The sequence below is a fragment of the Streptomyces sp. NBC_01352 genome, assembly GCF_036237295.1.
Taxonomy (GTDB): Bacteria; Actinomycetota; Actinomycetes; order Streptomycetales; family Streptomycetaceae; genus Streptomyces; species Streptomyces plumbiresistens.
Genome location: NZ_CP108354.1, coordinates 8,317,340 through 8,341,594 on the forward strand (window position 1 = coordinate 8,317,340; position 24,255 = coordinate 8,341,594).

Here is a 24,255-nt window from a genome sequence, read left to right on the forward strand (position 1 = left end):
GCGGCAACCTTTTCGGCCGGGGCGGCGACCGGATGTCAGAAGCGGGCCGGGGCGGCCCCTCCGGCCCGCTTCGTCCCCCAACGTCTAGGAAAGGAACGCCCCGTGCGTCTTGGCACCGGACGTCACCGCAGGACGCGGACCCTCTCGATCGCCGCGGCGGTGGCCGTCACCGCGTGCGCGAGCGGCGTCTACCTCGGCCTCTCGAACGGTGGTGCCCAGGCCGCCTCGACGACGGTCACCGTCTCCACCACCGCCCAGCTGGAGTCGGCCGTCAAGAACGCGTCCGCCGGTACCGTCATCCAGGTCCGCGCCGGCACGTACACCCCGAAGGCCAGTCTCAAGTCCGCGGCCAACGGCACGAGTTCGGCGCGGATCACGCTGCAGGCGTACGGCAGTGAGAAGGTGAGGATCGACGGTTCCAAGCTGGCCGACGGCTCCTGGCTCGCCGGGATCTACGGCGACTACTGGACCGTCCAGAACCTCACCTTCCAGAACTCCCCGGCCCAGGGCTTCGTCGTCACCTCCTCGGTCGGCGGCGTCTTCAAGAACCTCGTCACCGCGAACAACGGCGACTCCGGTTTCACCCTGCGCGGCGACGGCACGACCGACAACCTCGTGCAGAACCTGGACAGTCACGGCAACTTCGACCCGGCCGGGCACGGGCAGAACGCCGACGGCATCGCGGTGAAGTTCGGCTCCGGCACCGGCAACCGGATCACGGGCGCGCGGCTGTACAACAACTCCGACGACGGCCTCGACCTGTGGCAGTTCTCCTCGCGCGTCACCATCGAGCGCACCTGGGCCTTCGGCAACGGCAGGAACCGGTGGGGCGACTCGGCGTTCGAGGGCAACGGCAACGGGTTCAAGCTGGGCGGCGGGGGAGTCACGGTCGCGCATGTCGTCAAGAACAACGCGGCGTGGGACAACACGGCGAACGGGTTCACGGAGAACTCCAACCGCGGTGCGATCGTGTTGAACCGGAACACCGCGTACGCCAATGCCAAGGCCGGGTTCTACTTCGCGACCGGCAAGGCGCGGCTGGCCCGCAATCTCGCGGTGGGCGACAAGGGCGGGCCGTGCAAGCCGGGTTCGTCGACGGTGTCCGCGGCGAACAACTGGGACGGTGGGGTCAGTACGCCGTCCTTCAGGTCGACGGACGCGACGACGGCGTACGCCTCTCGGCAGTCGAGCGGGGCGTTGCCCTCGACCGCGTTTCTGACAACGGGGTCTATGGCGATCGGTTCGTCGATGAACTGACTGGTGGTTCGCGGGCTTGCGGGCCGGCCGTGGCTGGTCGCGCCCACGCGGCGGAGCCGCAGATTGATACAGCCCCGCGCCCCTAGGTGAGCGAACGCCCCGCCAGTTGTCACTGGCGGGGCGTTCCTGTTGCCGGCCGAGGGGGGCTCTGACCGGCGCTGCTGGCCGAGGGGGGCCTAGGCCAGCAGGTCCACGCAGTCGAACGAGGTGCCGGCGCTGAGGTAGGCCGAGCCGCCCGAACCACTGACGATGTTGAGCTTCAGGACGTTGTACTGCGAGGTGTCCGTCTTCCACGCACTGGTAGGGACGTTGAAAGTGAAGGTGTGGTTGTTTCCCCGGTACGAACCCGTGGTGAGGGAGCGCGTGGAGGGCTGCGTGGGGGCCGAGGGAAGCGGCGAGACCCAGTCGTTGACGGTCACCCGCGGCCGCCCGTTGGCGAACGCGTCCGTCACCCCGACCCGCAGCGTGTGCGCGGCGGCTGCCTGGGCCTCGGTCAGCTTGAAGTAGACCAGGATCCCGTCGTTGACGTCCTTCCACATGTAGGCGGGGAAGGACGCGGCCTCGCCGCCGCTGCCGATCGTGACGTTCCCCGTCCACTTCGCGGCGCGGCCGTCGGACGGATGCGCGTACGTCATCAGCTCGGCGTTCTTGAACCCGCCGGGCGTGCCGTCCCAGTCGCCGAGCCGCCAGAGGGTCCGGGCGGCGGACGGGTCGCCGGTGACGGTGATGGTGTGCAGGGAGGTCGTACCGCCCGCGGTCACCTTCACCGAGCCGGTGTGCACGGCGAGTTCGCCCTTGTACACCGTCATCGTGTACGTCCCCGGCAGCATCCCCTTGCAGGAGAAGGCGCCCGTGCCGGCCGCGGCCCTGGCCCAGTACTGGGCGTCGGCGTTGGCGAAGCCGACGGTGTAGGCGTACTCGGCGTTCATGCCCTTGAGGCCGACGCCCGCCACCCGGCCGCGGCCGGCCTTGCCGACCCAGCCGGTGATGCCGAGGCCGTCCACCCACGAGGAGTCGAGGTTCGCGTGGGAGAGGGACGAGGCGGGGGTGCCGCCGTCGGTGAAGGCCAGTACGTACGGGCCCTGGAGGCCGAAGCGCTCGGGCTCCGTCTGGGCCTGGTTGTAGTGCAGGATCTCGTAGAGCCCGGCCCCGAGGTCGTTCGAGTGGCGCAGCAGGGAGCGGTAGAAGGGGCCGCCGGAGGCCTTCTCGTGGTTCGAGCGGACCAGCCACAGGCCGACCGAGCCGGTGGTGAAGCCGACGTGGTCGTAGTCGATCGTCCGCTTGCCCGAGTAGTGCTTGGAGTGCGTGGTGCCGTCCGCGCGCTGCCAGACGTCCCCGGCCTCGATGACCTTGTCGGAGGCCTCGATCCAGGTGTCGGGGCCCGTGTTGGGGAACATCCCGGGCTTGAGGCGGACCAGGAACCGGGTCGCGGTGAAGGAGGCGTCCTTCTTGTCCGTCCACAGGTAGACGTTGTTCTCGCCGCTGCGGGCCGCGTACCACTGGGTGATCGCGCCGTGCACGACCTTCACGAGGATGATCGACCCGGACTGCTTGATGGTGACGGTGGAGGCACCGAGCCCCGATTCGACGTGCGAGTGCTTGCCGCCGTATCCCTCGTACTCCTTGCCCTTGTAGGCCAGGGACGTGATGTCGCCGGTCGTCTTGGAGACCTTGAAGACCAGGGAGGCGCCGGTGTCGACGACGAAGTTCTTGCCGTCGTCCGAGTGGCCGAACGCGGCGGCGGACGCGGAGGAGAGGAGGCCGGTGCCTCCCGCGACGGCGGCGCCGGTGGCGGCGACGCCGATCGCGGAGGCCCCGAGCACACGTCTGCGCGTGAGGTGCTTCTTGTGCGTGCTCAAGGAGTGTGCTCCGTCATACTTGAATGTTCACTCACTGATAGGTGATGTCAGATGACGTGAACTTGCAGGAGGTTCCGTCCGGGCCGACACCGAGCTGGGTGGGTTCCTTGCCGGTGTTGTTGCCCTGGAAGCGGACGCAGGTCTTGATCTTCTTGCCGCTGTCGCCGTGGATGCGCACGTTGCGCAGGGCGGCGGTGTCCCCGTAGTTGGAGTTGATGCCGACGATCGAGTTCATCGGCGCGGTGACGTCCACGTCGTTGATGATGATCGTGCGCTTGTACTGCGTGGAGCAGTTGCCGCAGGAGCGCACCAGCTTGCCGGAGTTCTCGACCTGGAACTTGCTGACGACGAGCTTGCCGGCGCCGTTGAACTGGAGGACCTTGTCCGACCCGTTCCTCGCGCCGCCGCCGTGGACCGTGTACACGGACGAGGACGACTTGCCCTTGAAGGTGGCGGCGTCCTCGCCGACGTCCAGCCACCACACGTTCTGCAGGGTGCAGCTGCCCAGGCAGTGCACGCCGTCGGCGGCCGGAGTGCCGATGATCACGTTCTTGAGGACCGCTCCGTCGGCGAGCTGGAAGACCGGGTCCTGGCCCTCCTCCTGGCCGCTGCCGCCGAGGGCGCCGGAGCCGTAGAACTTCGTGAGCTTGCCGTCGTACGTGCCGGACACCTTGATCGTCGACGGGACGGCCTTGCTGCCGTTGGCGGTGGGCCATGTGGAGGCGGCGCCGGCGGAGGACAGCATCGTCGTGGTGACGATGGCCGCGCCGGTGATGCCTAACGCGGCGGTGGAGGCGATCGCCGCCCGCTTCGTGGTGACCCGGCGGCGGTGGCGGACGCGCTGTTCGGCTCGTGCAGTCATGCCCATTCCTTGCGTGGGAGAGGAACTTTGCGCTTCCTGGTCGCCACGGGGTGAGGAAAGGGTTGCCGCCGCTTCAGAATTTTTCTACGAGTCGTCCTCGTCGTCTTCGACGGCGGCGAAGTCGCCCGCCACGGCACGCTGCTGGCCGCCGGTGGTGGCGGTGATCTCGTAGTCGTCGTCCCTCGCGTCCCGGCCGCCGCGGTCGTGGTCGTACTGGCCCGCGAACACCCACTCGCCCTCCCGCACCGAACGGTCGGGCTTGAGCACCCAGGTGTAGACGAGGAAGCCCTCCTCCTCGACGACGGTCGTCGTGAAGTCGTCCTCGGGAGCGGAGCGCCAGGCACCCGCCGAGGTGAGCCCGCCGGTCTGCCTGACCTTCAGCCGGACGGTGAGCGCGGTGAGTTTCTCGCTCGTCTTGAGGGTGACGTTGCTCTGCCCCCAGAACTCGTTGCTGTGCGGGTCCACCGAGCCGTCCGACCACAGCGGGCCGTCCTCGGTGCCGGAGGCGACGGGCGCCTCGGTGGTGGCGGACGCGCTCGGCGTCCGCGACGGCGGCGTGTCGGTCTCGCGGGTCTCCTTCGGGGCGCTCGGCGTCGGGTCCGGCGGCGGGGCGGGCGCGCGGCTCGTGGCGTCCGGGGACGGTGTCGCCGTGACCGCGACGTTCCGCTGCGGGGGAGTGTCCTCCTTCACCGCGGACGCCACCGCGTAACCGCCGACGCCGAGTACGCCCGCGACCGCGGTCGTGGCCGCGACCACCCGTACCCAGCCGAACACCGGCGGGCGGGTCGCCCGGTGGTCGGAGCGGGTCTGCTCGGTCATGCCGCGCTCGACCCTGGCCAGGATGCGCGCGCGGTCGGGCTGGTGCGTTCCGGCCGCCTCGTGCAGCCGGGCGCGCAGCTTGTCGTGCACGTCCCGCTGCATGGTCATCGGTCCCTTCCCGCGGCGTCACCGGTTCGCGCCATCGCCGCATGCACTCTAAGCGGTGCCGCCTGCGTGCCGAGCAGCCGCTGCAGCTCCGCCATGCCCTTCGAGGTCTGGCTCTTCACCGTACCGACCGAGATCCCGAGGGCGAGTGCCGTGTCCTTCTCCGAGAGGTCGAAGGCGTGCCGCAGCACCACGCAGGCCCGCTTGCGGAACGGCAGTCTGCGCAGCGCCTCCTGGACGTCCACCACGCCGGCGACGTCCGGGTTCTCGGTCTTCTCCTCGCGCTGCGACCAGAACAGCGCGATGCGCCGCCGCTCCCGGACCGCGCTGCGGATGCGGGTGCGGGCCAGGTTGGCCACGACTCCGCGCGCGTACGCCGCCGGATGGTCGGCCGCGCGGACCCGGTCCCAGCGGTGCCACAGCGCCAGCAACGCGTCGGCCGCCAGGTCGTCGGCGGCGTCGGCCTCGCCGGTCAGCAGATGGGCGAGGCGGGCCAGTTCGGCGTAGTGACGCTCGAAGAAGGCGTGGAACTCCGCGGAGGCGGCGTCGTCGACGACTGTGCCCACGGGCGACCTCTCCTCACGGCGACTCGGGCACCCTCGGGCGCGTGTGCGTGTCATGTGAATGACATGTGATCGTCCGGCGTCCGCCGGGACGAGATCCGGAAGCGTAGCAGTGATCGACTACCTGGTTCGTACGGGCCTTCGAACGCTGTATGGTCCCTCGACTCCGATTCCGTAACACGGAGAAAACCTGAAAACCGTTCAACGCAGGAACAATCCAGCCAGCATCCGCACACAGATCATTCAGGCAACAAGGAGCAACAACCATGTCCCAACCGCAGAAGGCGGCCGACCGGCCGAGCGGCCCGCCACCGGCGACGAACAGCGTCGACCGGTTCTTCAAGATCTCCGAGCGGGGTTCCACCTTCGCCCGTGAGATACGCGGCGGCTTCGCCACGTTCTTCACGATGGCCTACATCCTTGTCCTGAATCCCATCATCCTCGGCAGCGCCAAGGACAAGTTCGGCGACCAGCTGGACCCGGTCCAACTCACCACCGCCACCGCCCTGGTGGCCGCCGTCATGACGATCATCATGGGCGTCGGCGGCAACCTGCCCCTCGCGCTCGCCGCCGGACTCGGCCTCAACGCGGTCGTCGCCTTCCAGATAGCCCCGCTGATGAGCTGGGACGACGCGATGGGCCTCGTCGTCCTCGAAGGCCTGCTGATCTGCGTCCTGGTGGTGACCGGGCTGCGCGAAGCGGTGATGCACGCCATCCCGCAACCCCTCAAGCAGGCGATCAGTGTCGGCATCGGCCTGTTCATCGCCTTCATCGGCTTCGTCGACGCCGGATTCGTCACCCGTATCCCGGACATCGCGAACACCACGGTCCCGGTCCAGCTCGGCGGCACCGGCACCCTCACCGGGTGGCCGATTCTCGTCTTCTGCCTCGGCGTGCTGCTGACGATCGGACTGCTCGCCCGCAAGGTCAAGGGCGCCATCCTGATCAGCATCGTGACCATGACGATCATCGCGATGATCATCAACTCCGTCGCCGACATCAAGTCCTGGGGCCTCACCTCGCCCGAGTGGCCCGACAAGCTGGTCGACACCCCCGACTTCGGGCTGATCGGACACTTCAGCCTGTTCGGCGCCTTCGGCGCGGCCGACGTCGGCGTCATCACCGTCGTCCTGCTGATCTTCACGCTGATCCTGTCCGACTTCTTCGACACCATGGGCACGGTCGTCGGCATCAGCGCCGAGGCCGGCCTGCTCGACGAGGAGGGCAAGGTCCCCAACCTGGGCCGGGTCCTGCTCATCGACGGTGCCGCGGCGGTCGCGGGCGGCGCGGCCTCGTCCTCCTCCGCCACCTCCTACATCGAGTCGGCGGCCGGCGTCGGCGAGGGCTCGCGCACCGGCTTCTCCAACCTGGTCACCGGCGGCATGTTCACCCTCGCCCTGTTCCTGACCCCGCTGCTGACCATCGTCCCGCTCCAGGCGGCCGCCCCGGCCCTCGTCGCCGTCGGCTTCCTGATGATGACCCAGGTCAAGAACATCGACTGGGACAAGTACGAGATCGCCATCCCGGCGTTCCTGACCATCGCCGTGATGCCCTTCACGTACTCCATCACCAACGGCATCGGCGCCGGCTTCCTCGCCTACGTGGTGATCAAGGCGGTCCTCGGCAAGGCCAAGGAGATCCACTGGCTGCTGTGGGCGACCTCGGCGCTGTTCCTGGTGTACTTCGCGATCGACCCGATCGAGCAGATCCTGGGCGCGAAGTAGTGCGGTAGTCGGGTCCGGGGGCAGCCTCCGCAGAGACTGCCCCCGGTTTTCCGGTTCCGCTAGTTGTTCAGTGCCGCTTCCATCACGGCCTTGGCCACCGGCGCGGCCAGCCCGTTGCCGCTGACCTCCGAGCGGGCCGCGTTCGACTGCTCCACGACCACCGCCACGGCGACCTCCTTGCCGTCGGCCTTGGCGTACGAGGTGAACCAGGCGTACGGCGTCTGGCTGTTGTTCTCGCCGTGCTGGGCCGTACCGGTCTTGCCGCCCACCGTCGCGCCGGAAATCTGCGCGTTGGTACCGGTACCGTCCTCGACCACCGTCTGCATCGCCGACTGCAACTGCTCGGCGGTGGAGGAACTGACGATCTCCTTGGTGTCCGTGTTGTCGTCGTAGTTCTCCAGGACGTCACCGCCGCTGTCGGTGATCTGCGAGACCATGTGCGGGGTGACCAGCTTGCCGCCGTTGGCGATGGCAGCCGACACCATGGCCATCTGCAGCGGCGTCGCCGTCACGTCGAACTGGCCGATGCCCGTCAGGGCCGTCTGCGCCTTGTCCATGTCCTTCGGGTACACGCTCTCGTACGCCCGCACGGGCACGTCCTGCGAGGCGTCGTTGAACCCGAACTTGTCCGCCTGCGCCCGGACCTTGTCCTGGCCCAGGTCGACGGCCATCTTCGCGAAGACGTTGTTGCAGGAGTACTGCAGGGCCACCCGGATCGAGGCGTTCTCGCAGGGCGCCGACGGGTTCTCGTTCGACAGCACGTCGGTGGAGAGCGGCAGTTTGTACGGGTCCGGGCTGTCCGTCTTCTCGTCCACCGAGGAGTACAGCCCGTCCTCCAGCGCGGCCGCCGCGACGACCAGCTTGAACGTCGAGCCCGGCGGCAGCGGCTGGCGCAGCGCCCGGTTCGTCATCGGCTTCTCGGGGTCCTTGGTCAGCTGCGTCCACGCGTCGCCGGTTCCCGTGGCGAGCGTCGAGGGGTCGTACGACGGCGTGGAGACGACCGCGAGGATCTTGCCCGTGGCCGGGTCGATCGCGACGGCGGCGCCCTTCTTGTCACCGAGCGCGTCGTATGCCGCCTTCTGCACGGACGGGTCGATCGTCGTGATCACGTTGCCCGGGTCGGCCCGCTTGCCGGTGACCGTGTCCATCACGGTCTTCAGACGGGTGTCCGTCCCGTCGAGCAGGTTCTGGTAGATGCCCTCCAACTGCGTCGCCCCGTACACCTGCGAGCTGTAGCCCGTGACGGCCGAGTACAGCTCGCCGTCCGTGTACGTCCGCTTGTACTTGAGGTCGCTGCCGGTCGTGGGCGCCGAGCCGGTGACCGACTTTCCGCCCACGACGATGTCGCCGAGCGGCTCGCTGTACAGCTCGATCGCGTTGCGCCGGTTGTCCTTGTCGTCTGCGAGCGCCTTGGCCTCGTAGAACTGCACCCAGGTCGCCCTGATCAGCAGAGCGAACACCAGTAGCAGCGTGAAGACGGAGGCGCGCCTGATCGTTTTGTTCATCCCGCTCAGAAGGACGAGCGGGAGCGAGCGGAACGTTCCCTTCCGCCGGATTTCTCATCGGGAGTTCATGAAGCCCGCCCCCGGCGCGGAACGGCTCGGCCGCCCTCAGCCCTCCAGCTTCAGCACGACCTCGTCGATCTCCTCGCCGCGGGCGTTCGCGTACCCCGTGGCGTGCGCGGTCGGGCGGAAGCCGCACTTCGTGAGGACCCGCAGGGACCCCTCGTTGTCGGCGGCGGCGCGGGCGTACAGCGGGCGCTCCGGTACCTCGGCCAGCAGATCGCTCAGGGCGGCGGTGGCGATGCCCCGGCCCCAGTACATGCGGTCGATCCAGTACGTCACCTCGCGCTCGCCCGGATCCCCGTAGACCGCCGCGCTGCCCACCACGTCACCGTCCGCGAGGACGGTCCGCACCACCAGGTCGGCCGACGACCTCTGGTGTTTCCACCGGGCCTCGAAGGCGTCCCAGTCGGCCGGATCCCGCGGGGTGAAGGCCGCCATGTGCAGGGCCTCGGGGTCGTTGAACTGCCGGAAGAAGACCGGCAGGTCGCTGTCGTGGACGTCGCGGAGTGCGACCTGCATGGTTCAGAGCCTCCGGGTGGCGAGTGTGAGCCGGTCACGGGCGTCGAACAGCGCGTCCTTCACCATCTGCTCGTGCGCGGGCGTGAGCCGCGCCACCGGCACCGAGCAGCTGATCGCGTCGCGCGCGGGAGTGCGGTAGGGGATCGCCACGCCGAAGCAGCGCAGCCCCAGGGTGTTCTCCTCGCGGTCCACCGCGAAGCCCTGCTCGCGCACCTGGTGCAGCTCCTCGATGAGCTTCTCCCGGTCGGTGATGGTGTGCTCGGTCAGGGCCGGCAGCGTCTCGGGCAGCATCTTGCGGACCTGCTCGTCCGAGTAGGTGCTCAGCAGCGCCTTGCCCAGCGACGTGGAGTGCGCGGGCAGCCGGCGGCCGACCCGGGTGAAGGGGCGCAGATAGTGCTGCGACTGGCGGGTGGCGAGATAGACGACGTTCGTGCCGTCCAGACGGGCCAGGTGGATCGTCTCCGTCGTGTCGTCCGACAGCCGGTCCAGCGTCGGACGGGCCACCGCGACCACCTCGTCGCCGTCGATGTACGAGGTGCCGACCAGCAGCGCCCGGACCCCGATGCCGTACCGCGTGCCCGTCGCGTCCGTCTCCACCCAGCCCAATTCCACCAGCGTGCGCAATAGCATGTACAGACTGGACTTGGGGTACCCGACGGCCTCCTGGACCGCCGCGAGGGAGTGCATACCAGGGCGTCCGGCGAAGTACTCCAGCAGCTCAACGGTCCGTACCGCGGACTTGACCTGTGCCCCGCCGCCTGTCTCGGCTGCCGACATCGCCCTTGACCCCTTCGTTCGACGGGAAATAGTCTCCGACAGCATATTCATCATCAGAGACAGCGTTCAGCATATCGAACGACCCTGGTGGATGACCTTAGATACTGCGGCAATAAGCGGCAATAGGCCGACAGCAAATCAATGTGGAGGGACCCGCGGTGGCAGCAGCACCAGTCTGGAGTGTCGACCCCCGAACCGGGAAGCAGCGTGAGCAGGTTGCGGTGGAGGCCACAGCCCAGGAGGTGGACACCACCGTCCGCGCCGCGCACGCCGCGCGGAGCGCACTCGCCGACCGCGCGGTCCGCTCGGCGTTCCTGCGCGCCGCCGCCGACGGCCTCGAGGTGTCCAAGGACCACCTCGTCGAGGCCGCCGACGCCGAGACCGCGCTCGGTCCGGTCCGGCTGACCGGCGAACTCGCCCGCACCTGCTACCAGCTGCGGGCCTTCGCGGACATCGTCGACGAGGGCGCCTTCCTCGACGTCGTCATCAACCACCCCGACGACACCGCGACCCCGCCGATCCCGGACCTGCGCCGCTACAAGGTGCCGCTCGGTGTCGTCGCCGTCTACTCGGCCTCCAACTTCCCCTTCGCCTTCTCGGTCGCCGGCGGCGACACCGCGAGCGCGCTGGGCGCGGGCTGCCCGGTCGTCGTCAAGGCCCACCCGGACCACCCGGGCCTGTCCGAGCTGGTCGCGTCCGTCCTTCGCCGGGCGGCCGCCACGCAGGGCATCCCCGAGGGTGTCATCGGCCTCGTCCACGGCTTCGAGGCGGGCATCGAGCTGATCAAGCACCCGCTGGTCACCGCCGCGGGCTTCACCGGTTCCATCCCGGGCGGACGGGCCCTCTTCGACGCGGCGGCCGCGCGGCCGGTGCCGATCCCGTTCCACGGCGAGCTGGGCTCGCTGAACCCCGTCGTGATCACGGAGGCGGCCGCGGCCGAACGTGCCGAGGCGATCGGTGCGGGCCTCGCCGGTTCCATGACGCTGGGTGTCGGCCAGTTCTGCGTGAAGCCGGGCCTGGTACTGGCTCCGGCCGGTGCGTCGGGCGACCGTCTGCTGAAGTCCCTGACCGACGCCGTCAGCGACACCGAGGCCGGGGTGCTCCTCGACCACCGCATGCGGGACAACTTCGTCGCGGGCGTCGCCGAGCGGGCCGAACTCCCCGACGTCGACACCCCGGTGACGCCGGGCGCGGGCGGTGAGCACACGGTGAGCGCGGGCTTCCTGACGGTGGCCGCGGAGAAGCTGACCAGCGAGGGGGCGTACGACCTTCTCCTCGAGGAGTGCTTCGGTCCGGTCACGGTCGTTGCCCGCTACGAGGACGACGCCGAGGCGCAGGCCGTGCTGTCCCGTCTGCCGGGCAACCTCACGGCGACGGTTCATCTGTCGACGGAGGAGTCGGCCGGAGAGGGTCGTGGCGCGGAGATCCTGGCGGAGCTGACGCCGCTCGCCGGTCGTGTGCTGGTCAATGGCTGGCCCACGGGTGTCGCTGTGGCTCCGGCCCAGCATCACGGGGGGCCGTACCCGGCCACGACGTCGACGTCCACGTCTGTCGGCGGTACGGCCATCGAGCGGTGGCTGCGGCCGGTGGCGTATCAGAATGCGCCGGCTGCGCTGCTTCCCGCGGAGCTTCGGGACGAGAATCCGCTGGGGCTGCCTCGTCGGTTCAACGGGCGGCTGGAGCGGTAACGCCGTAGGGGTGCGGTGGATTTCGGGCTGCAGGTCCGTTGTGGCTCGTCGCGCAGTTCCCCGCGCCCCTGAGGCGTGCACTTCCCCTGAGATGAATAGGTACTGGACGTGGAGATTCCCGAACTGCCCTTTCCCCTCCGTACCTATGGGCCTGACGGCAGCTGGTCCCACGAGGACGGTGTGCTCACCGGGTGGGCGGGGCCCCGTCAGGACCGGTTCGTGCCGCCCACCGGTGAAGGGCTGGACCCCGCCTCCGACGCACCGCGTCTGCTGGGGGCGCCCGAAGGGGATTTCCAGCTGATCGCTCGCGTCACCGTGGGGTTCGGCGGGGCCTTCGACGCGGGGGTGTTGTACGTCCATGTCGGTGAGCGGGCCTGGGCCAAGCTGTGTCTGGAGTACTCCCCGGATGTGCCCACCGTCTGCACGGTGGTCACCCGGGGGCACTCCGACGACGCCAACGCCTGGACGGTGGAGGGCAGTTCCGTCTGGCTCCGGGTGAGCCGGACCGGCCGCGCCTTCGCCTTTCACGCCTCCCGGGACGGGAAGCGCTGGACATTCGTCCGGCTCTTCACGCTGGGGGACGAGAAGGAGACCGGGGCGGCCCTGGTCGGGTTCATGGCGCAGTCGCCGATGGGGGAGGGGTGCGTGGTGACGTACGACCACATCGAGTTCCGGCCTAGCTGGCCGCGCGACCTGCGAGACGGAAGCTGAGCCCACCCGTCACCACGAGCAGGGCCGCGCCGATGCCGAGGCTCACCCGCATCCCCGCCTCGAAACCGCCGGAGACCAGCGCCCCGAACACGGCGATGCCGAGCCCTCCGGCCACCTGCCGCGCAGCGTTGAGCACCCCCGCCGCCAGGCCCGCCCGCTCGGCCGGCACCGCGTCCAGCATCATGGCCGTCAGCGGCGGCACCGTGAGGGCGCAGCCGAGGGCCATGGGGACGAGCAGCGCGGCCACCAGGGCGAGGGACGTGGCGGTGTCGACGTACAGGAGAACGAGCAGTCCGGCCGCCGCCAGGCCCTGGCCCGCCAGCATCGGCACCCGCGGCCCGTACCGGTCCGCCAGCTTCCCCGACAGTACGTTCGTCACCGCGATCAGCCCGGTCATGGGCAGGAACATGAGGCCGGCGTAGAGCGCTGAGCGGCCCTGGACCTGCTGGAAGAAGAGGGAGAAGAGGAACACCACGCCGTAGAAGGCCACGTTGCACGCCGCCCCCGCCGCGACGGCCACCGACACGGCCCGGTCGCGGAACAGGCCGAGCGGTACGACGGGATGCGGCTGCCGTGCCTCGACGCGGAAGAAGGCCACGCCTGCCGCGACGGCCACCACCAGGGCCACCAGACCCGTCCGCCCGCCCTCGATCACCGCGAACGTCAGCGCCGTGAGGGCGACGACCGCCGTCAGCTGGCCGGGCAGGTCGAGGGGTGCCGGGCGCCGTTCCGACCGCGGTGCGCGCACCAGCAGGGCGAGGGCCACCGCGCCCAGCGGCAGGTTGATGAAGAAGATGCCCCGCCAGTCCCAGGCGGTCGTCAGCACACCGCCCGCCACCGGGCCCAGCGCCACCGCCACGGCACCGCCCGCCGCCCACGTGGCCACCGCACGCGCCCGCCGCGCGGGATCCCCGTACGCCTGCCGCACCAGCGCCAGCGAGGCCGGCAGCACCACGGCCGCCGCCACGCCCTGCAGCACGCGCGCACCGATCAGCGTCGGCAGGGTCGGCGCGAGACCGCAGGCCGCGGAGGCCAGCGTGAACACCGTGATGCCGATCGCGTACGCCCGGCTCGCCCCGGCCCGGTCCGAGAAGGCGCCGGTGGACAGCATCAGGGCGGCGAAGGCCAGCGTGTAGGCGTCCACCACCCACTGGAGGCCGGACATCCCGCCGCCGAGGGCGGAGCCGATGGACGGCAGCGCCACGTTCACCACGGACGCGTCCAGGGTGATCAGCGCGAAGCCGAGAAGGGCGGCGGCGAGGGTGAGAGAGGGAGAAGGGGCAGGGGAGGGTTTCCTGGGCATCAACTCCCCATTGTCACTCCCGCGTTCATCGCTCCAGGTGAGGTGATTCCTTGACATGCCCTCCATGCTGCTGATCTCCGGCGGCGTACAGTAGTGGCCTGAACGCCATACGTCCGGAGGTTCTGGCCATGGCCCGTCCGCGTGGTCCCCGCCGGGTCGCCGTCATCGCGGCGACGCCCGTCTCGATGTTCAACCTGGCCATCCCGGAGCTCCTCTTCGAGCGGGTGGAGATCGACGGCGGTCCGGGCTACGAGGTGGTCATCTGCGCCCCCGAGCCGGGCCCCGTCCCCACCACCGGAGGCCTCGACCTCCAGGTACGGCACGGGCTGGAGGCGGTACGGGCGGCGGACATGGCCGTCGTCGTGGGCACCGGGCAGCGGTACGTGCCCGACCCGCGCACGGTGGCCGCCGTGCGCGAGGCCGCCGCCGCGGGCAAGCGGATCGCGTCCATCTGCAGCGGCGCGTTCGTCCTGGCCGAGGCGGGGCTGCTGGACGGCCGCCGGGCCACCACGTACTGGAACCAGGCCGACGAGCTGCGCGAGCGGTACCCGGCGGTCGACGTCACCGGCGACGTCCTCTACGTGCAGGACGGCCGGATCATGACGTCCTCCGGGTACGCCGCCGGTATCGACCTGTGCCTGCACATCATCCGCACCGACTACGGCGCCGCCGCGGCCAACCAGGTCGCCCGCCTCGCCCTGGTCGCCCCCGTCCGCCCCGGCGGCCAGACCCAGTTCACGCAGACCCCGCTGCCGCCCGAGCGCGGCACCGCCTGCGCCGACACCCGCGGCTGGGCCATGCGCAACCTCGACAAGCCGCTCACCCTGACCGATCTGGCCCGCCACGCGGGAGTCTCCGTACGCACCCTCACGCGCCGCTTCCACGCCGAGAGCGGGGTCAGCCCCCTCCAGTGGCTGCTCCACCAGCGCATCGAGCGCGCGAAGGAGCTCCTGGAGACCACCGGCCTGCCCATGGACCAGGTGGCCCACGCCAGCGGCCTCGGCACGGCCGACTCGCTGCGGGCGCACCTGGTCCGGCGCACCGGGTTGACGCCGACCGCGTACCGGGCACAGTTCAGCCGCCTGGGAGCCCCCGCCGCCTGAAGACAACCCGGCGCGGGTGCGGGCGTCTGCCGGGGGCTCCGCCCGCGGAATGAACCACGCTGCTTGAACGTTCATACACTCGCCGGAGGGGAACCTCCGCCCCCGCACACCCTGGAGAAAGCCGAGAACATGCGCGTCGAGATCTGGTCGGACATCGCCTGCCCCTGGTGCTACGTGGGCAAGGCCCGCTTCGAGAAGGCGCTGGAGGCCTTCCCGCACCGCGAGCAGGTCGAGGTGGTGCACCGGTCCTTCGAGCTGGACCCCGGCCGCGCCAAGCAGGACATCCAGCCCGTGATCACCATGCTCACCAAGAAGTACGGCATGAGCGAGGCGCAGGCCCAGGCAGGCGAGGAGAACCTCGGTGCGCAGGCCGCAGCCGAGGGACTGGAGTACCGCACCCACGGCCGTGACCACGGCAGCACCTTCGACATGCACCGCCTCCTCCACCTCGCCAAGGAGCAGGGCCGCCAGGACGAGCTCCTCGCCCGGCTCTACAAGGCCAACTTCGCCGAAGAGCGGTCCGTGTACTCCGAGGGCGACGAGCGGCTGGTCGAGCTGGCCGTCACCGCCGGCCTCGACGCCGACGACGTACGCAAGGTGCTCGCCGACCCCACCGCCTACGCCGACGAGGTCCGCGCCGACGAGCGCGAGGCAGCCGAGCTCGGTGCCAACGGCGTGCCCTTCTTCGTCCTCGACCGCAAGTACGGCGTCTCCGGCGCCCAGCCCGCCGAGGTCTTCGCGCAGGCGCTGACGCAGGCATGGGGCGAGCGCCCGCCGCTGCAGCTGATCGACCAGGGGGACGCGGACGCCTGCGGTCCCGACGGGTGCGCGGTGCCGCAGCACTGAGGAACCGCGCAGGTGGGGACCGATGTATAAGCATCCCTAAGGGGATTCACGTAAAGATTCGCAATGGACGACAGGTTGTCGGAGCCTCACAGTGAGGACATGGAGACCTTCGAGAGCCTGATCCGTTCCGAGTTCGCCCCGAAGCGCACCTTCCTGAACACCGCGAGCAGCGGCCTGCTGCCCGCCCGCACCGTGGCCGCCCTTCAGGAGGCCGCGCTGATGCGGGCCGACGGCAGGCCGCTGGACGCGCTGTACGGCGACGTGGAGACCGCCCGGGCCGCCTTCGCCCGGCTGGCCGGCGTCCCGGCCGGACGGGTGGCGGCGGGCTCCTCGGTCGCCGCCCACACCGGGCTGGTCGCCGCCTCGCTGCCCGCGGGCGCCGAAGTCCTCACCGCCGAGGACGACTTCACCTCCGTCGTGAACCCCTTCCACGCCCGCGGCGACCTCAAGGTGCGAGCCGTGCCGCTGGAGCGGATCGCCGAGTCCGTCCGCCCGGGCACCGCGCTCGTCGCGGTCAGCTCCGCGCAGTCCGCCGACGGACGGATCGCCGACCTGCCGGCGCTCCGGGAGGCGGCCCGGGAGCACGGCGCCCGCACGTACGTCGACGTCTCCCAGTCCGCCGGCTGGCTGCCGATGGAGGCCGACGCGTACGACTACACCGTCGCCGTCGGATACAAGTGGCTGCTCGGGCCGCACGGGGTGGGCTTCCTCGTCGTGCCGGAGGACTTCGAAGAGCTGACGCCGATCCTGGCGGGCTGGGTGGCCGGGGAGAACCCCTGGGACAGCTGCTACGGACCCGTCACCGAACTCGCCCACTCCGCCCGGCGCTTCGACCTGCCCCCTGCACTCTTCTCGTACGCCGGCCTGCGCCGCTCCCTCGAACTCGTCGAGGAACTCGGCGTCGACGCCATCCACGCCCACGACCTCGCCCTCGCCGACCGCTTCCGTACGGGCCTCGCCACCCTCGGGCACGAACCGGTCCCCGCCCCCGGCTCGGCGATCGTCTCCGTCCCCGGACTCGGACACCGCCAGGCCGACCTGAGCAGCGCCGGGATCGAGGTCTCCAACCGCGCGGGCAACCTGCGCGCCTCCTTCCACCTCTACAACACGACGGCGGACGTGGACCGGCTGCTGAACGTCCTGTCCGGCTGAACCGGTGGCGCGGACCCGTCGGGGACGCTAGGAAGGGGCACAGGGGTGGTGGTGCCGTTGGAGTCCACGGGCAAGACGTCCGTCGAACCGTCCGCCGACACGGAGCTGCACCGGCGGCTGGTCTACGGCGACGAGTCCGCGCTGGCCGAGGTGTACACGGCGTACGGCGGGCTGGTGCGGCGGGTCGCCCTGCGCGTCACCCGGAGCCCGGCCGCCGCCGAGGACGTGGCGCAGGAGGTCTTCGCCCAGCTGTGGAGCAGGCCGTACGCCTTCGACGCGGGCCGCGGCACCCTGCGCACCTGGCTGTCCGTGCTCGCCCACCGGCGGGCCGTCGACTGGGTGCGCAGCGAGGCCCGGCACCGCAAGGACGCCCGCGCCGACGACGCCGCGCTGCACACGATCCCGGACGCCGCTCCCGGCCCCGACGAGGCGGTCGTCGACCGGGAACGGTCCCTGCTCCTGCACTCCGCGCTCGCCGAACTCCCGCAGCCGCAACGGGAGGTGGTCCACCTCGCCTACTTCGCGGGCCGCACCTACCGGCAGGCCGCCGTCGAACTGGGCATCCCCGAGGGCACCGCCAAGACCCGCCTGCGCACGGCGCTGCGCACCTTGGCCGAGACTTTGGCCGACCCACCCGATCCGGCGTGGGAAAGAGGCGCATGATGGCGAGCAGGGGACTGCGAAAACTGCGGGAACGGCGGGAACTGCGAGAACTGCGGGCACTCGGGGAAGGAGGTGTGCGATGACCAAGGACCACGACGAGGTACGGGACCTGCTGGCCGCCTGGGCCTTCGGTGCCCTGGAACCGGCGGACGAGAAGAAGGTTCCCCTGCACCTGGCCGAGTGCGAGGACTGCGCGGTGGAGGCGGAACGGCTGCGGGAGACGGTACGACTGCTGGACGGACCCCAGGGACCCCAAGGACCTCAGGGACCCCAGGCGCGCCCCGCCGCCGAGACGCTCCCGCTCGCCCTGCGTAGCCGCCGCGCCACAGCCCGTGTCGCCGCGCACGCCGCCCCCTACGCCGCCGCCGTCGCCGGACTGAAGGCGCTGCTGCCCGAGGCGGCCGGCCGCTGGTCCACCCCGGTGGTGCACGACTGGGACGTGCACGCGACCCTCGCCCACCTCCTCGCCGCCGACGAGCCACTGGCCGACCGACTGGGCATCGACACACGGGTACGGCCGCCTCTGGACATCGATGCGGACACGCCCTGGGAGGACGCCTGGAACCGGCGTACCGCCGACGTCATCGCCCACGAGTACGGCCGTACGCCCGAGAAGACCGTCGCCGACTGGGCGGCGCAGGCGGACGCGCTGCTGGCCACCCCCGAGGCGCACGACCCCGAACTGGCCGCCCACGCCGTGACGTTGATGGGGATGCGGCTGCCGGTCGCCGAACACTTCGTGGTGCGGGCCTTCGAGACCTGGGTCCACACCGACGACATCGGCCGCGCTCTTGGCCTGTCCGTCCCGCCGCCGCCCGAGGCGCACCTGTGGCAGCTGGTCCGGCTGGCCGTCCGCATCCTCGGCCTGTCCCTCGGACCCACCGCACCGCCGGTGCTGTTCGCGGTCACCGGCGGCGACGAATGGGTGCTGGGCTCCGAGGACGAGCCCGTACGCGCCGAACTCACCCTGAACCCCGTCGACTTCTGCCTCCTCGTCGGCGGACGGTACGCACCCGACGAGGTGCCGCGGGGCACCAACGGCGACGAGGGAGCCGTACGGAACGTGCTGGAGCGGGCGGCGTCACTCGCTTGGCTGTGACACCGCCCGCTCCAAGGCGCGTACTTCAAGGCTTACTTCACCGGCGTGAAGTCCCTTGCCCCAATGCTGCATTCTCCGGGGGACAACCCCCGGACCCCCGGCAGGGCTCGACTCACCGTACGGGAGTGAAGTCCCTTGCTCCGATGCTGCATTCTCCGGGGGACAACCCCCGGACCCCCGGCAGGGCTCGACTCACCGTACGGGAGTGAAGTCCCTTGCTCCGATGCTGCATTCTCCGGGGGACAACCCCCGGACCCCCGGCAGGGCTCGACTCACCGTACGGGAGTGAAGTCCCTTGCTCCGATGAACGTCGGCCGCCGCACCGGCGCCGCGAACGGCTCGACCGCCTCGTTCTCCACGCTGTTGAACACGATGAAGACGTTGCTGCGGGGGAAGGGCGTGATGTTGTCGCCCGAGCCGTGCATGCAGTTGCAGTCGAACCAGGTCGCCGAACCGGCCTTGCCGGTGAACAACTTGATGCCGTACTCGCTCGCCATGGCGGTCAGCGCCTCGTCGGACGGCGTGCCCGCGTCCTGCATCTGGAGCGACTTCTTGTAGTTGTCCTTCGGCGTGGCCCCCGCGCACCCGAGGAACGTCTGATGCGACCCCGGCATGATCATGAGACCGCCGTTGGTGTCGTAGTTCTCGGTGAGCGCGATCGAGACCGACACCGTGCGCATGTTCGGCAGACCGTCCTCGGCGTGCCAGGTCTCGAAGTCGGAGTGCCAGTAGAAGCCGCTGGCGCCGAAACCGGGCTTGACGTTGATCCGCGACTGGTGGACGTACACGTCCGAGCCGAGGATCTGACGGGCCCGGCCGACGACCCGCTCGTCGCGCACGAGGTTCGCGAAGACCTCGCTGATCTTGTGCACCTCGAAGACGGAGCGGATCTCCTGGGTTTTCGGCTCGACGATGGAACGCTCGTCGGCCCGGATCGCGGGATCCGTGACGAGCCGCTCCAACTCCCGGTGGTAGAGGGGTACTTCGTCCGAGCCGATGAGCTGGTCGATGGCGAGGAAGCCGTCCCGCTCGAACGACTGGAGCTCGCTGCCGGCGATCGGCCCGGGCGTGCCCGGCGCGGACCACACGACCGGGTCCTTGCGCGGGGTGGCCACCTCGGTGGCGCCACGGCTGGGATAGAGATCGGGGATCCTGGTAGCGGTGGTCATGGTGACGTCACACCTCCTCGGGTTCGGTGAGCAACGGGTAGACCCCGTTCTCGTCGTGGTCCTCCCGGCCGGTCACGGGCGGGTTGAACACACAGATGCAGCGGAAGTCCTCCTTGATCCGCATCGTGTGCCGCTCGTGGCCGTCCAGCAGGTACATGGTCCCGGGCGTGATCGTGTACTTCTGCCCGGTCTCGTCGTCGGTGAGCTCGGCCTCGCCCTCGACGCAGACGACGGCCTCGACGTGGTTCGCGTACCACATCGACGTCTCCGTACCCGCGTACAGGATCGTCTCGTGCAGCGAGAAGCCGACCTTCTCCTTGGCGAGGACGATGCGTTTGCTCTCCCAGGTGCCCGACTCGGCCTTCACGTGTCGGTCGGTGCCTTCGATGTCCTTGAACGAACGGACGATCACGGTGGTGCGATGCCTCCTAGGTGGATGTGCTGATGGGTAGGGCCCGAAGGGTTCAGGCGGTCTCGCGGACGGCACGGGCGAGGATGCTCAGCCCGGCGTCCAGCTCCTCCGGCGTGATCGTGAGCGCCGGCAGCAGCTTCACGACCTCGCTCTCCGGGCCCGACGTCTCGATGAGCAGCCCGAGTTCGAAGGCGCGCTGTGCGATCTTCCCGGCGCGCTGCTTGTCGTGGAACTCCATGCCCCACACGAGCCCGCGGCCCCGGTACTCCTTCACGTCGGCGAGGTTCTCCTCGGTGATGGAGATGAACGCCTGCTCGACCTGCTCGCCCCGGGCGCGGGTCTGCTTCTCCATCACGGAGCCGTCCGCCCAGTACGCCTCCAGCGTGGCGGTGGCCGTGACGAAGGCGGGGTTGTTGCCGCGGAAGGTGCCGTTGTGCTCGCCCGGCTCCCAGATGTCCAGCTCGGGCTTGAACAGGCACAGCGACATGGGCATGCCGTAGCCGCTGATGGACTTGGACACGGTGACGATGTCGGGCGTGATGCCGGCCTCCTCGAAGGAGAAGAAGGCGCCGGTCCGTCCGCAGCCCATCTGGATGTCGTCGACGATGAGCAGCATGTCCTGCCGCTCGCACAGCTCGGCGAGCGCGCGCAGCCACTCCGGGCGGGCGACGTTGATGCCGCCCTCGCCCTGCACGGTCTCCACGATCACGGCGGCGGGCTTGTTGAGCCCGGAGCCCTGGTCCTCGAGCAGCCGCTCGAACCAGAGGAAGTCCGGGACCTTGCCCTCGAAGTAGTTGTCGAACGGCATCGGCGTCCCGTGCACGAGCGGAATGCCCGCGCCGGCCCGCTTGAAGGCGTTGCCGGTCACGGCGAGCGAGCCGAGCGACATGCCGTGGAAGGCGTTGGTGAACGACACGATCGCCTCGCGCCCCTTCACCTTCCGCGCCAGCTTCAGCGCGGCCTCCACGGCGTTGGTGCCCGTCGGACCGGGGAACATGACCTTGTACGGCAGGTCGCGCGGCCGCAGCACCAGGTTCTGGAAGGACTCCAGGAAGGCCCGCTTGGCGGTGGTCGACATGTCGAGACCGTGCGTGACGCCGTCCCGCTCCAGGTAGTCGATCAGAGCCCGTTTCAGCACGGGGTTGTTGTGGCCGTAGTTCAGTGAGCCGGCTCCGGCGAAGAAGTCGAGGTACTCGTGTCCGTCCTCGTCGTACATGCGGCTGCCCTGGGCACGGTCGAAGACGGCGGGCCAGCCGCGGCAGTAGCTGCGCACCTCGGACTCGAGGGTCTCGAAGACGCTGAGGTCGGGCTGGGTGATGGTCACGACGAATCGCTCCTCGTTGCGTGGGGGTTGCACGGGGGTGGCGTAGGGGGATTCAGGCGGCGGGCGTGCGGGACAGGGGGCCGATGCGGTACAGGACCTCCGGGTCGTGCGGCCCGTCCGGGAACAGACCCGTGTCGAACAGCACCTCGCGCTCCAGCCGGGCGCCGTGGCGCTCGGCGAACGACGTGAACAGGCGCTCGGAGGCGGTGTTGCCCGGCGTGACGGTGGTCTCGACGTACTCCGGGGCGGTCCGCGCGACCAGCCCGTCCAGCAGTGCGGCGGCGAGCCCGCGGCCGCGCTGCGCCTCGTCCACCGCCACCTGCCAGACGAGCAGGGTGCCGGGGCGGTCCGGGCGTACGTAACCGGTGACGAAGCCGACCGGCTCGCCGTGCTCGTCGCGCGCGACGGCCGACGTGGCGGCGAAGTCGCGACACCACAGCAGATAGCTGTAGGACGAGTTCAGGTCGAGGACCTTCGAGTCCCTTGCCATCCGCCACAGCGCGGCTCCGTCCGCCACCGCCGGGCGGTCGATTTGCAGGTCTGCTTGTGCGGCAGTCATGCGGATTGAATTTACCGAGGGAAATTCAAAAATGCATCGCTGCTCGGGGTTACGTGCGAGCGCGGTCCGTGTTATCACGCGGGTGCGTGCGAGGTAATGTGCGCGTTTGACCGGATAATCTGGTGCAAAGCAGACGGGATGTGTAACGCGTCACAGCCATGTAACCTGCACGAGATCTGCCCGAATTTCACCGGTTGACGTTCGCAGAATCTTTGCGTTTAGGTCGATGAAAAGCGGGCAGAAGAATACGGGAAGCTACGCACATATAGTTTCCCAGAATTACCTCGGAATTATGCTCCGATTACCCCGTCGATTCGCTCCCGCAGAATGTCCGCGTGCCCGTTGTGCCGCGCGTACTCCTCGATCATGTGGACGTAGGCCCAGCGCAGACTGACCTCGAGCCCGGTCATCGGCCCGTCGGCGATCCGCCCGACGTCGTCCAGCGACAGCCCGGCGCACACCTCCTCGCCGCGGGCGATCTCCCGCTTCCACACGGCCAGCGCCTCGCCCATCCCGCGCTCGGGGTCGAGGACGTACCCGTTCCCGTTCCCCTTGCCGTACACCGGCGGTACGTCGATCCCCGCGGCCACCCGCTGGAACCAGTTCCGCTCGACCTCCGCGAGATGCTGCACCAGCCCGAGCAGCGTGAGCGACGACGGCTCCGCGGACGCGACCCGCACCTGCGCGTCGTCCAGCCCCGCGCACTTCAACTCCAGCGTGGCCCGATGGAAGGCGAGCCAGCTCTCGAGCATGGGGCGTTCATCGCCGGTCATGAGAGGAACAGGGCGGCCGTCGGGAAGAGTGAGGGCGGTCATGCGACCGAGCATGCCACGGGCTTTTTCAGCCCGTCCGGCGTTTGAGGACGAGGCCCTTCGGGCCGAAAGCGGGGGTCTGGGGGCGCAGCCCCCAGAGACGGGACGGGAAAGGGCGGAGGGGGCGACTGCAGTACCTCAGCCACCCACCACGGCCACCGCCACCACTACCGCCACGCGCCCTCCGCCGCCCCCAACGCCCCCTCCACATCCACGCCCAACCCCGCCGCCGCCAGCGCAGCGCCAAGCGCCGACAGACTCGCCCGCACCGCCCCCCGCGTCGCATCCACCCCGTAGTGGTTGACCCGGATCATCTCCTTGGCCAGCGCACCCCCGCCCGCCACCAGCGGCACGGCCGGGTCCGACTCCAGCGCCCGGGCCACCAACTCCGACGCCACCACGCCCGACGGCGCCCTCAGCGTCGTGGCGACCGGCGCGGCCTCCCGGTCCTCGTACACATACGGCTCCAGACCCCCGCCCAGCGCCCGCGCCCCCGCCCGAGTCGCCTCCGCGGCCCGCCGGTGCCGCTCCATCACGGCGGCCGGCCCCACCGCCTCGATCCGCTCGACACACGCCTCCAACGCCAGCATCTCCAACTGCGCCGGCGCGTGCAGCAGCGTCTTCCGCCCGCCGTCGATCCACCGCTCCTTCCAGTCCAGCAAGGAGAGGTACGACCGGCGCGGCGCCCCCGGATTCGCCGCCATCCGCGCCCACGCCCGCTCGCTCACCGACACGGCCGAGACACCCGCGGGCCCGCCCATCGCCTTCTGCGCCCCGATCACGCACAGGTCGACGCCCCACGCGTCCGGCAGCACCGGCTCCGCGCCGATGGAGGCGACGGCGTCGAGATAGAACAGGGCGCCGTGCCGCCGTACGACCTCGCCGATCTCCCCGACCGGGTTGGTGTTGCCGGTCGCGGCCTCCGCGTGCACCAGGGACACGAAGTCGATCTCCGGGTGCTGGGCGAAGGCGTCCTGGATCTGCTCGGCGGTGACGGCGGTGTGGAAGGGCACCGCCAGGTCGATCACCCTCGCGCCGCAGTCGCGCAGCCAGTCGCCGAAGGTCTGCCCGTACGGGCCGGTGATGACGTTGAGCGCCGTGGTGCCCGGTCCGGCGGTGGAACGGATCGCACCCTCCAGCGGCAGCAGCGCCTCGCCCTGCGTGATCACCACGTCCTGTTCGGTGCTCAGCAGCCGCGCCACACGGTCCTCGATCGACGCGAAGTGCGCGGCGGTCAGCGGGGCCAGATCCAGAAACGGGTGTGTCACGGGGGTGCCCTCTTCACTCACGGGGTAACGAGACTCACGCGGTAACGAGTCTCACTCACGGGGTAGACGTGACGAGCGTAACCGTCACCCGCCGCC

23 protein-coding genes are annotated in these 24,255 nt (G+C 70.0%); 9 read left to right on the forward strand and 14 right to left on the reverse strand.

The features are described from left to right. The first annotated feature begins 102 nt into the window (after nucleotides 1–102). Complete coding sequence (locus OG252_RS38280) at nucleotides 103–1,257, forward strand: right-handed parallel beta-helix repeat-containing protein (protein ID WP_329341956.1); 1,155 nt, start codon at nucleotides 103–105, stop codon at nucleotides 1,255–1,257. 176 nt (nucleotides 1,258–1,433) lie between these two features. On the opposite strand, the gene OG252_RS38285 is transcribed toward OG252_RS38280, so the two are convergent. The 4 genes from OG252_RS38285 to OG252_RS38300 all read right to left on the reverse strand — a co-directional run bounded on the left by OG252_RS38285 (nucleotide 1,434) and on the right by OG252_RS38300 (nucleotide 5,468). Further along, nucleotides 1,434–3,116: a rhamnogalacturonan lyase B N-terminal domain-containing protein gene (locus OG252_RS38285; RefSeq protein ID WP_266441710.1), complete on the reverse strand. Its 1,683-nt coding sequence runs from the start codon at nucleotides 3,114–3,116 to the stop codon at nucleotides 1,434–1,436. A 31-nt stretch (nucleotides 3,117–3,147) separates the two neighbouring features. After that, nucleotides 3,148–3,978, reverse strand: coding sequence for a pectate lyase (locus OG252_RS38290; protein ID WP_329341958.1), 831 nt, complete (start codon nucleotides 3,976–3,978; stop codon nucleotides 3,148–3,150). An 84-nt stretch (nucleotides 3,979–4,062) separates the two neighbouring features. Beyond that, entirely contained in the window at nucleotides 4,063–4,905 is an 843-nt protein-coding gene (locus tag OG252_RS38295; RefSeq protein WP_266441718.1) for a hypothetical protein, read from the reverse strand. Then, nucleotides 4,902–5,468: a SigE family RNA polymerase sigma factor gene (locus OG252_RS38300; protein WP_266441721.1), complete on the reverse strand. Its 567-nt coding sequence runs from the start codon at nucleotides 5,466–5,468 to the stop codon at nucleotides 4,902–4,904. The genes OG252_RS38295 and OG252_RS38300 overlap by 4 nt, the downstream gene beginning before the upstream one ends. Before the next feature lie 263 nt (nucleotides 5,469–5,731). Here OG252_RS38300 and OG252_RS38305 point away from each other — a divergent pair, with 263 nt between their 5' ends. Beyond that, nucleotides 5,732–7,189: an NCS2 family permease gene (locus OG252_RS38305; protein WP_266441724.1), complete on the forward strand. Its 1,458-nt coding sequence runs from the start codon at nucleotides 5,732–5,734 to the stop codon at nucleotides 7,187–7,189. 59 nt (nucleotides 7,190–7,248) lie between these two features. Here the strand turns inward: OG252_RS38305 and OG252_RS38310 are convergent, their stop codons facing one another. From OG252_RS38310 to OG252_RS38320, 3 genes are all read right to left on the reverse strand, one after another. Then, nucleotides 7,249–8,694 (reverse strand): peptidoglycan D,D-transpeptidase FtsI family protein, encoded by a 1,446-nt coding sequence (locus tag OG252_RS38310; protein WP_266441726.1) that lies wholly within the window; start codon nucleotides 8,692–8,694, stop codon nucleotides 7,249–7,251. Between the two features lie 105 nt (nucleotides 8,695–8,799). Then, on the reverse strand, nucleotides 8,800–9,273 hold the full coding sequence (locus OG252_RS38315; RefSeq protein ID WP_266441729.1) for a GNAT family N-acetyltransferase: 474 nt from the start codon (nucleotides 9,271–9,273) through the stop codon (nucleotides 8,800–8,802). A 3-nt stretch (nucleotides 9,274–9,276) separates the two neighbouring features. Beyond that, a complete protein-coding gene (locus tag OG252_RS38320; RefSeq protein ID WP_266441732.1) occupies nucleotides 9,277–10,050 on the reverse strand; it encodes an IclR family transcriptional regulator in 774 nt (257 codons plus the stop codon). A gap of 158 nt (nucleotides 10,051–10,208) precedes the next feature. Between OG252_RS38320 and OG252_RS38325 the strand changes: the two genes are divergently transcribed. Both OG252_RS38325 and OG252_RS38330 read left to right on the forward strand, forming a co-directional pair. Then, a complete protein-coding gene (locus OG252_RS38325; RefSeq protein WP_329341963.1) occupies nucleotides 10,209–11,738 on the forward strand; it encodes an aldehyde dehydrogenase (NADP(+)) in 1,530 nt (509 codons plus the stop codon). Between the two features lie 102 nt (nucleotides 11,739–11,840). Then, nucleotides 11,841–12,449 carry a DUF1349 domain-containing protein gene (locus tag OG252_RS38330; RefSeq protein WP_329345299.1) on the forward strand — a complete coding sequence of 203 codons (609 nt, stop codon included), beginning with the start codon at nucleotides 11,841–11,843 and terminating at the stop codon, nucleotides 12,447–12,449. Here the strand turns inward: OG252_RS38330 and OG252_RS38335 are convergent. Beyond that, on the reverse strand, nucleotides 12,415–13,752 hold the full coding sequence (locus tag OG252_RS38335) for an MFS transporter (RefSeq protein ID WP_329341965.1): 1,338 nt from the start codon (nucleotides 13,750–13,752) through the stop codon (nucleotides 12,415–12,417). The genes OG252_RS38330 and OG252_RS38335 overlap by 35 nt on opposite strands. Nucleotides 13,753–13,880: 128 nt before the next feature. Here OG252_RS38335 and OG252_RS38340 point away from each other — a divergent pair, with 128 nt between their 5' ends. From OG252_RS38340 to OG252_RS38360, 5 genes are all read left to right on the forward strand, one after another. Continuing rightward, nucleotides 13,881–14,855, forward strand: a complete 975-nt coding sequence (locus tag OG252_RS38340) for a GlxA family transcriptional regulator (protein ID WP_329341967.1) — start codon at nucleotides 13,881–13,883, stop codon at nucleotides 14,853–14,855. A 129-nt stretch (nucleotides 14,856–14,984) separates the two neighbouring features. Then, nucleotides 14,985–15,701: a DsbA family oxidoreductase gene (locus OG252_RS38345; RefSeq protein ID WP_266448679.1), complete on the forward strand. Its 717-nt coding sequence runs from the start codon at nucleotides 14,985–14,987 to the stop codon at nucleotides 15,699–15,701. 99 nt (nucleotides 15,702–15,800) lie between these two features. After that, on the forward strand, nucleotides 15,801–16,853 hold the full coding sequence (locus tag OG252_RS38350; RefSeq protein WP_329341969.1) for an aminotransferase class V-fold PLP-dependent enzyme: 1,053 nt from the start codon (nucleotides 15,801–15,803) through the stop codon (nucleotides 16,851–16,853). A gap of 45 nt (nucleotides 16,854–16,898) precedes the next feature. Next, a complete protein-coding gene (locus OG252_RS38355) occupies nucleotides 16,899–17,516 on the forward strand; it encodes an RNA polymerase sigma factor (RefSeq protein WP_266441748.1) in 618 nt (205 codons plus the stop codon). 79 nt (nucleotides 17,517–17,595) lie between these two features. Next, nucleotides 17,596–18,615 carry a maleylpyruvate isomerase family mycothiol-dependent enzyme gene (locus tag OG252_RS38360; protein ID WP_329341972.1) on the forward strand — a complete coding sequence of 340 codons (1,020 nt, stop codon included), beginning with the start codon at nucleotides 17,596–17,598 and terminating at the stop codon, nucleotides 18,613–18,615. 272 nt (nucleotides 18,616–18,887) lie between these two features. Here OG252_RS38360 and thpD read toward each other — a convergent pair whose 3' ends face one another. The 6 genes from thpD to OG252_RS38390 all read right to left on the reverse strand — a co-directional run bounded on the left by thpD (nucleotide 18,888) and on the right by OG252_RS38390 (nucleotide 24,159). After that, the gene (gene thpD / locus OG252_RS38365) at nucleotides 18,888–19,784 is read right to left on the reverse strand and encodes an ectoine hydroxylase (protein ID WP_329341974.1); all 897 of its coding nucleotides are present in this window, start codon (nucleotides 19,782–19,784) and stop codon (nucleotides 18,888–18,890) included. Between the two features lie 7 nt (nucleotides 19,785–19,791). Continuing rightward, nucleotides 19,792–20,196, reverse strand: a complete 405-nt coding sequence (locus tag OG252_RS38370) for an ectoine synthase (protein WP_266441756.1) — start codon at nucleotides 20,194–20,196, stop codon at nucleotides 19,792–19,794. 52 nt (nucleotides 20,197–20,248) lie between these two features. Then, nucleotides 20,249–21,520 carry a diaminobutyrate--2-oxoglutarate transaminase gene (gene ectB, locus OG252_RS38375; RefSeq protein WP_266441758.1) on the reverse strand — a complete coding sequence of 424 codons (1,272 nt, stop codon included), beginning with the start codon at nucleotides 21,518–21,520 and terminating at the stop codon, nucleotides 20,249–20,251. A gap of 52 nt (nucleotides 21,521–21,572) precedes the next feature. Continuing rightward, nucleotides 21,573–22,079, reverse strand: a complete 507-nt coding sequence (gene ectA / locus OG252_RS38380; RefSeq protein ID WP_329341977.1) for a diaminobutyrate acetyltransferase — start codon at nucleotides 22,077–22,079, stop codon at nucleotides 21,573–21,575. A 290-nt stretch (nucleotides 22,080–22,369) separates the two neighbouring features. Beyond that, nucleotides 22,370–22,894 (reverse strand): DinB family protein, encoded by a 525-nt coding sequence (locus tag OG252_RS38385; protein WP_329341979.1) that lies wholly within the window; start codon nucleotides 22,892–22,894, stop codon nucleotides 22,370–22,372. Nucleotides 22,895–23,058: 164 nt separating this feature from the next. Continuing rightward, the gene (locus OG252_RS38390) at nucleotides 23,059–24,159 is read right to left on the reverse strand and encodes a pyridoxal-phosphate-dependent aminotransferase family protein (RefSeq protein WP_266441766.1); all 1,101 of its coding nucleotides are present in this window, start codon (nucleotides 24,157–24,159) and stop codon (nucleotides 23,059–23,061) included. Between the last annotated feature and the right edge of the window lie 96 nt (nucleotides 24,160–24,255).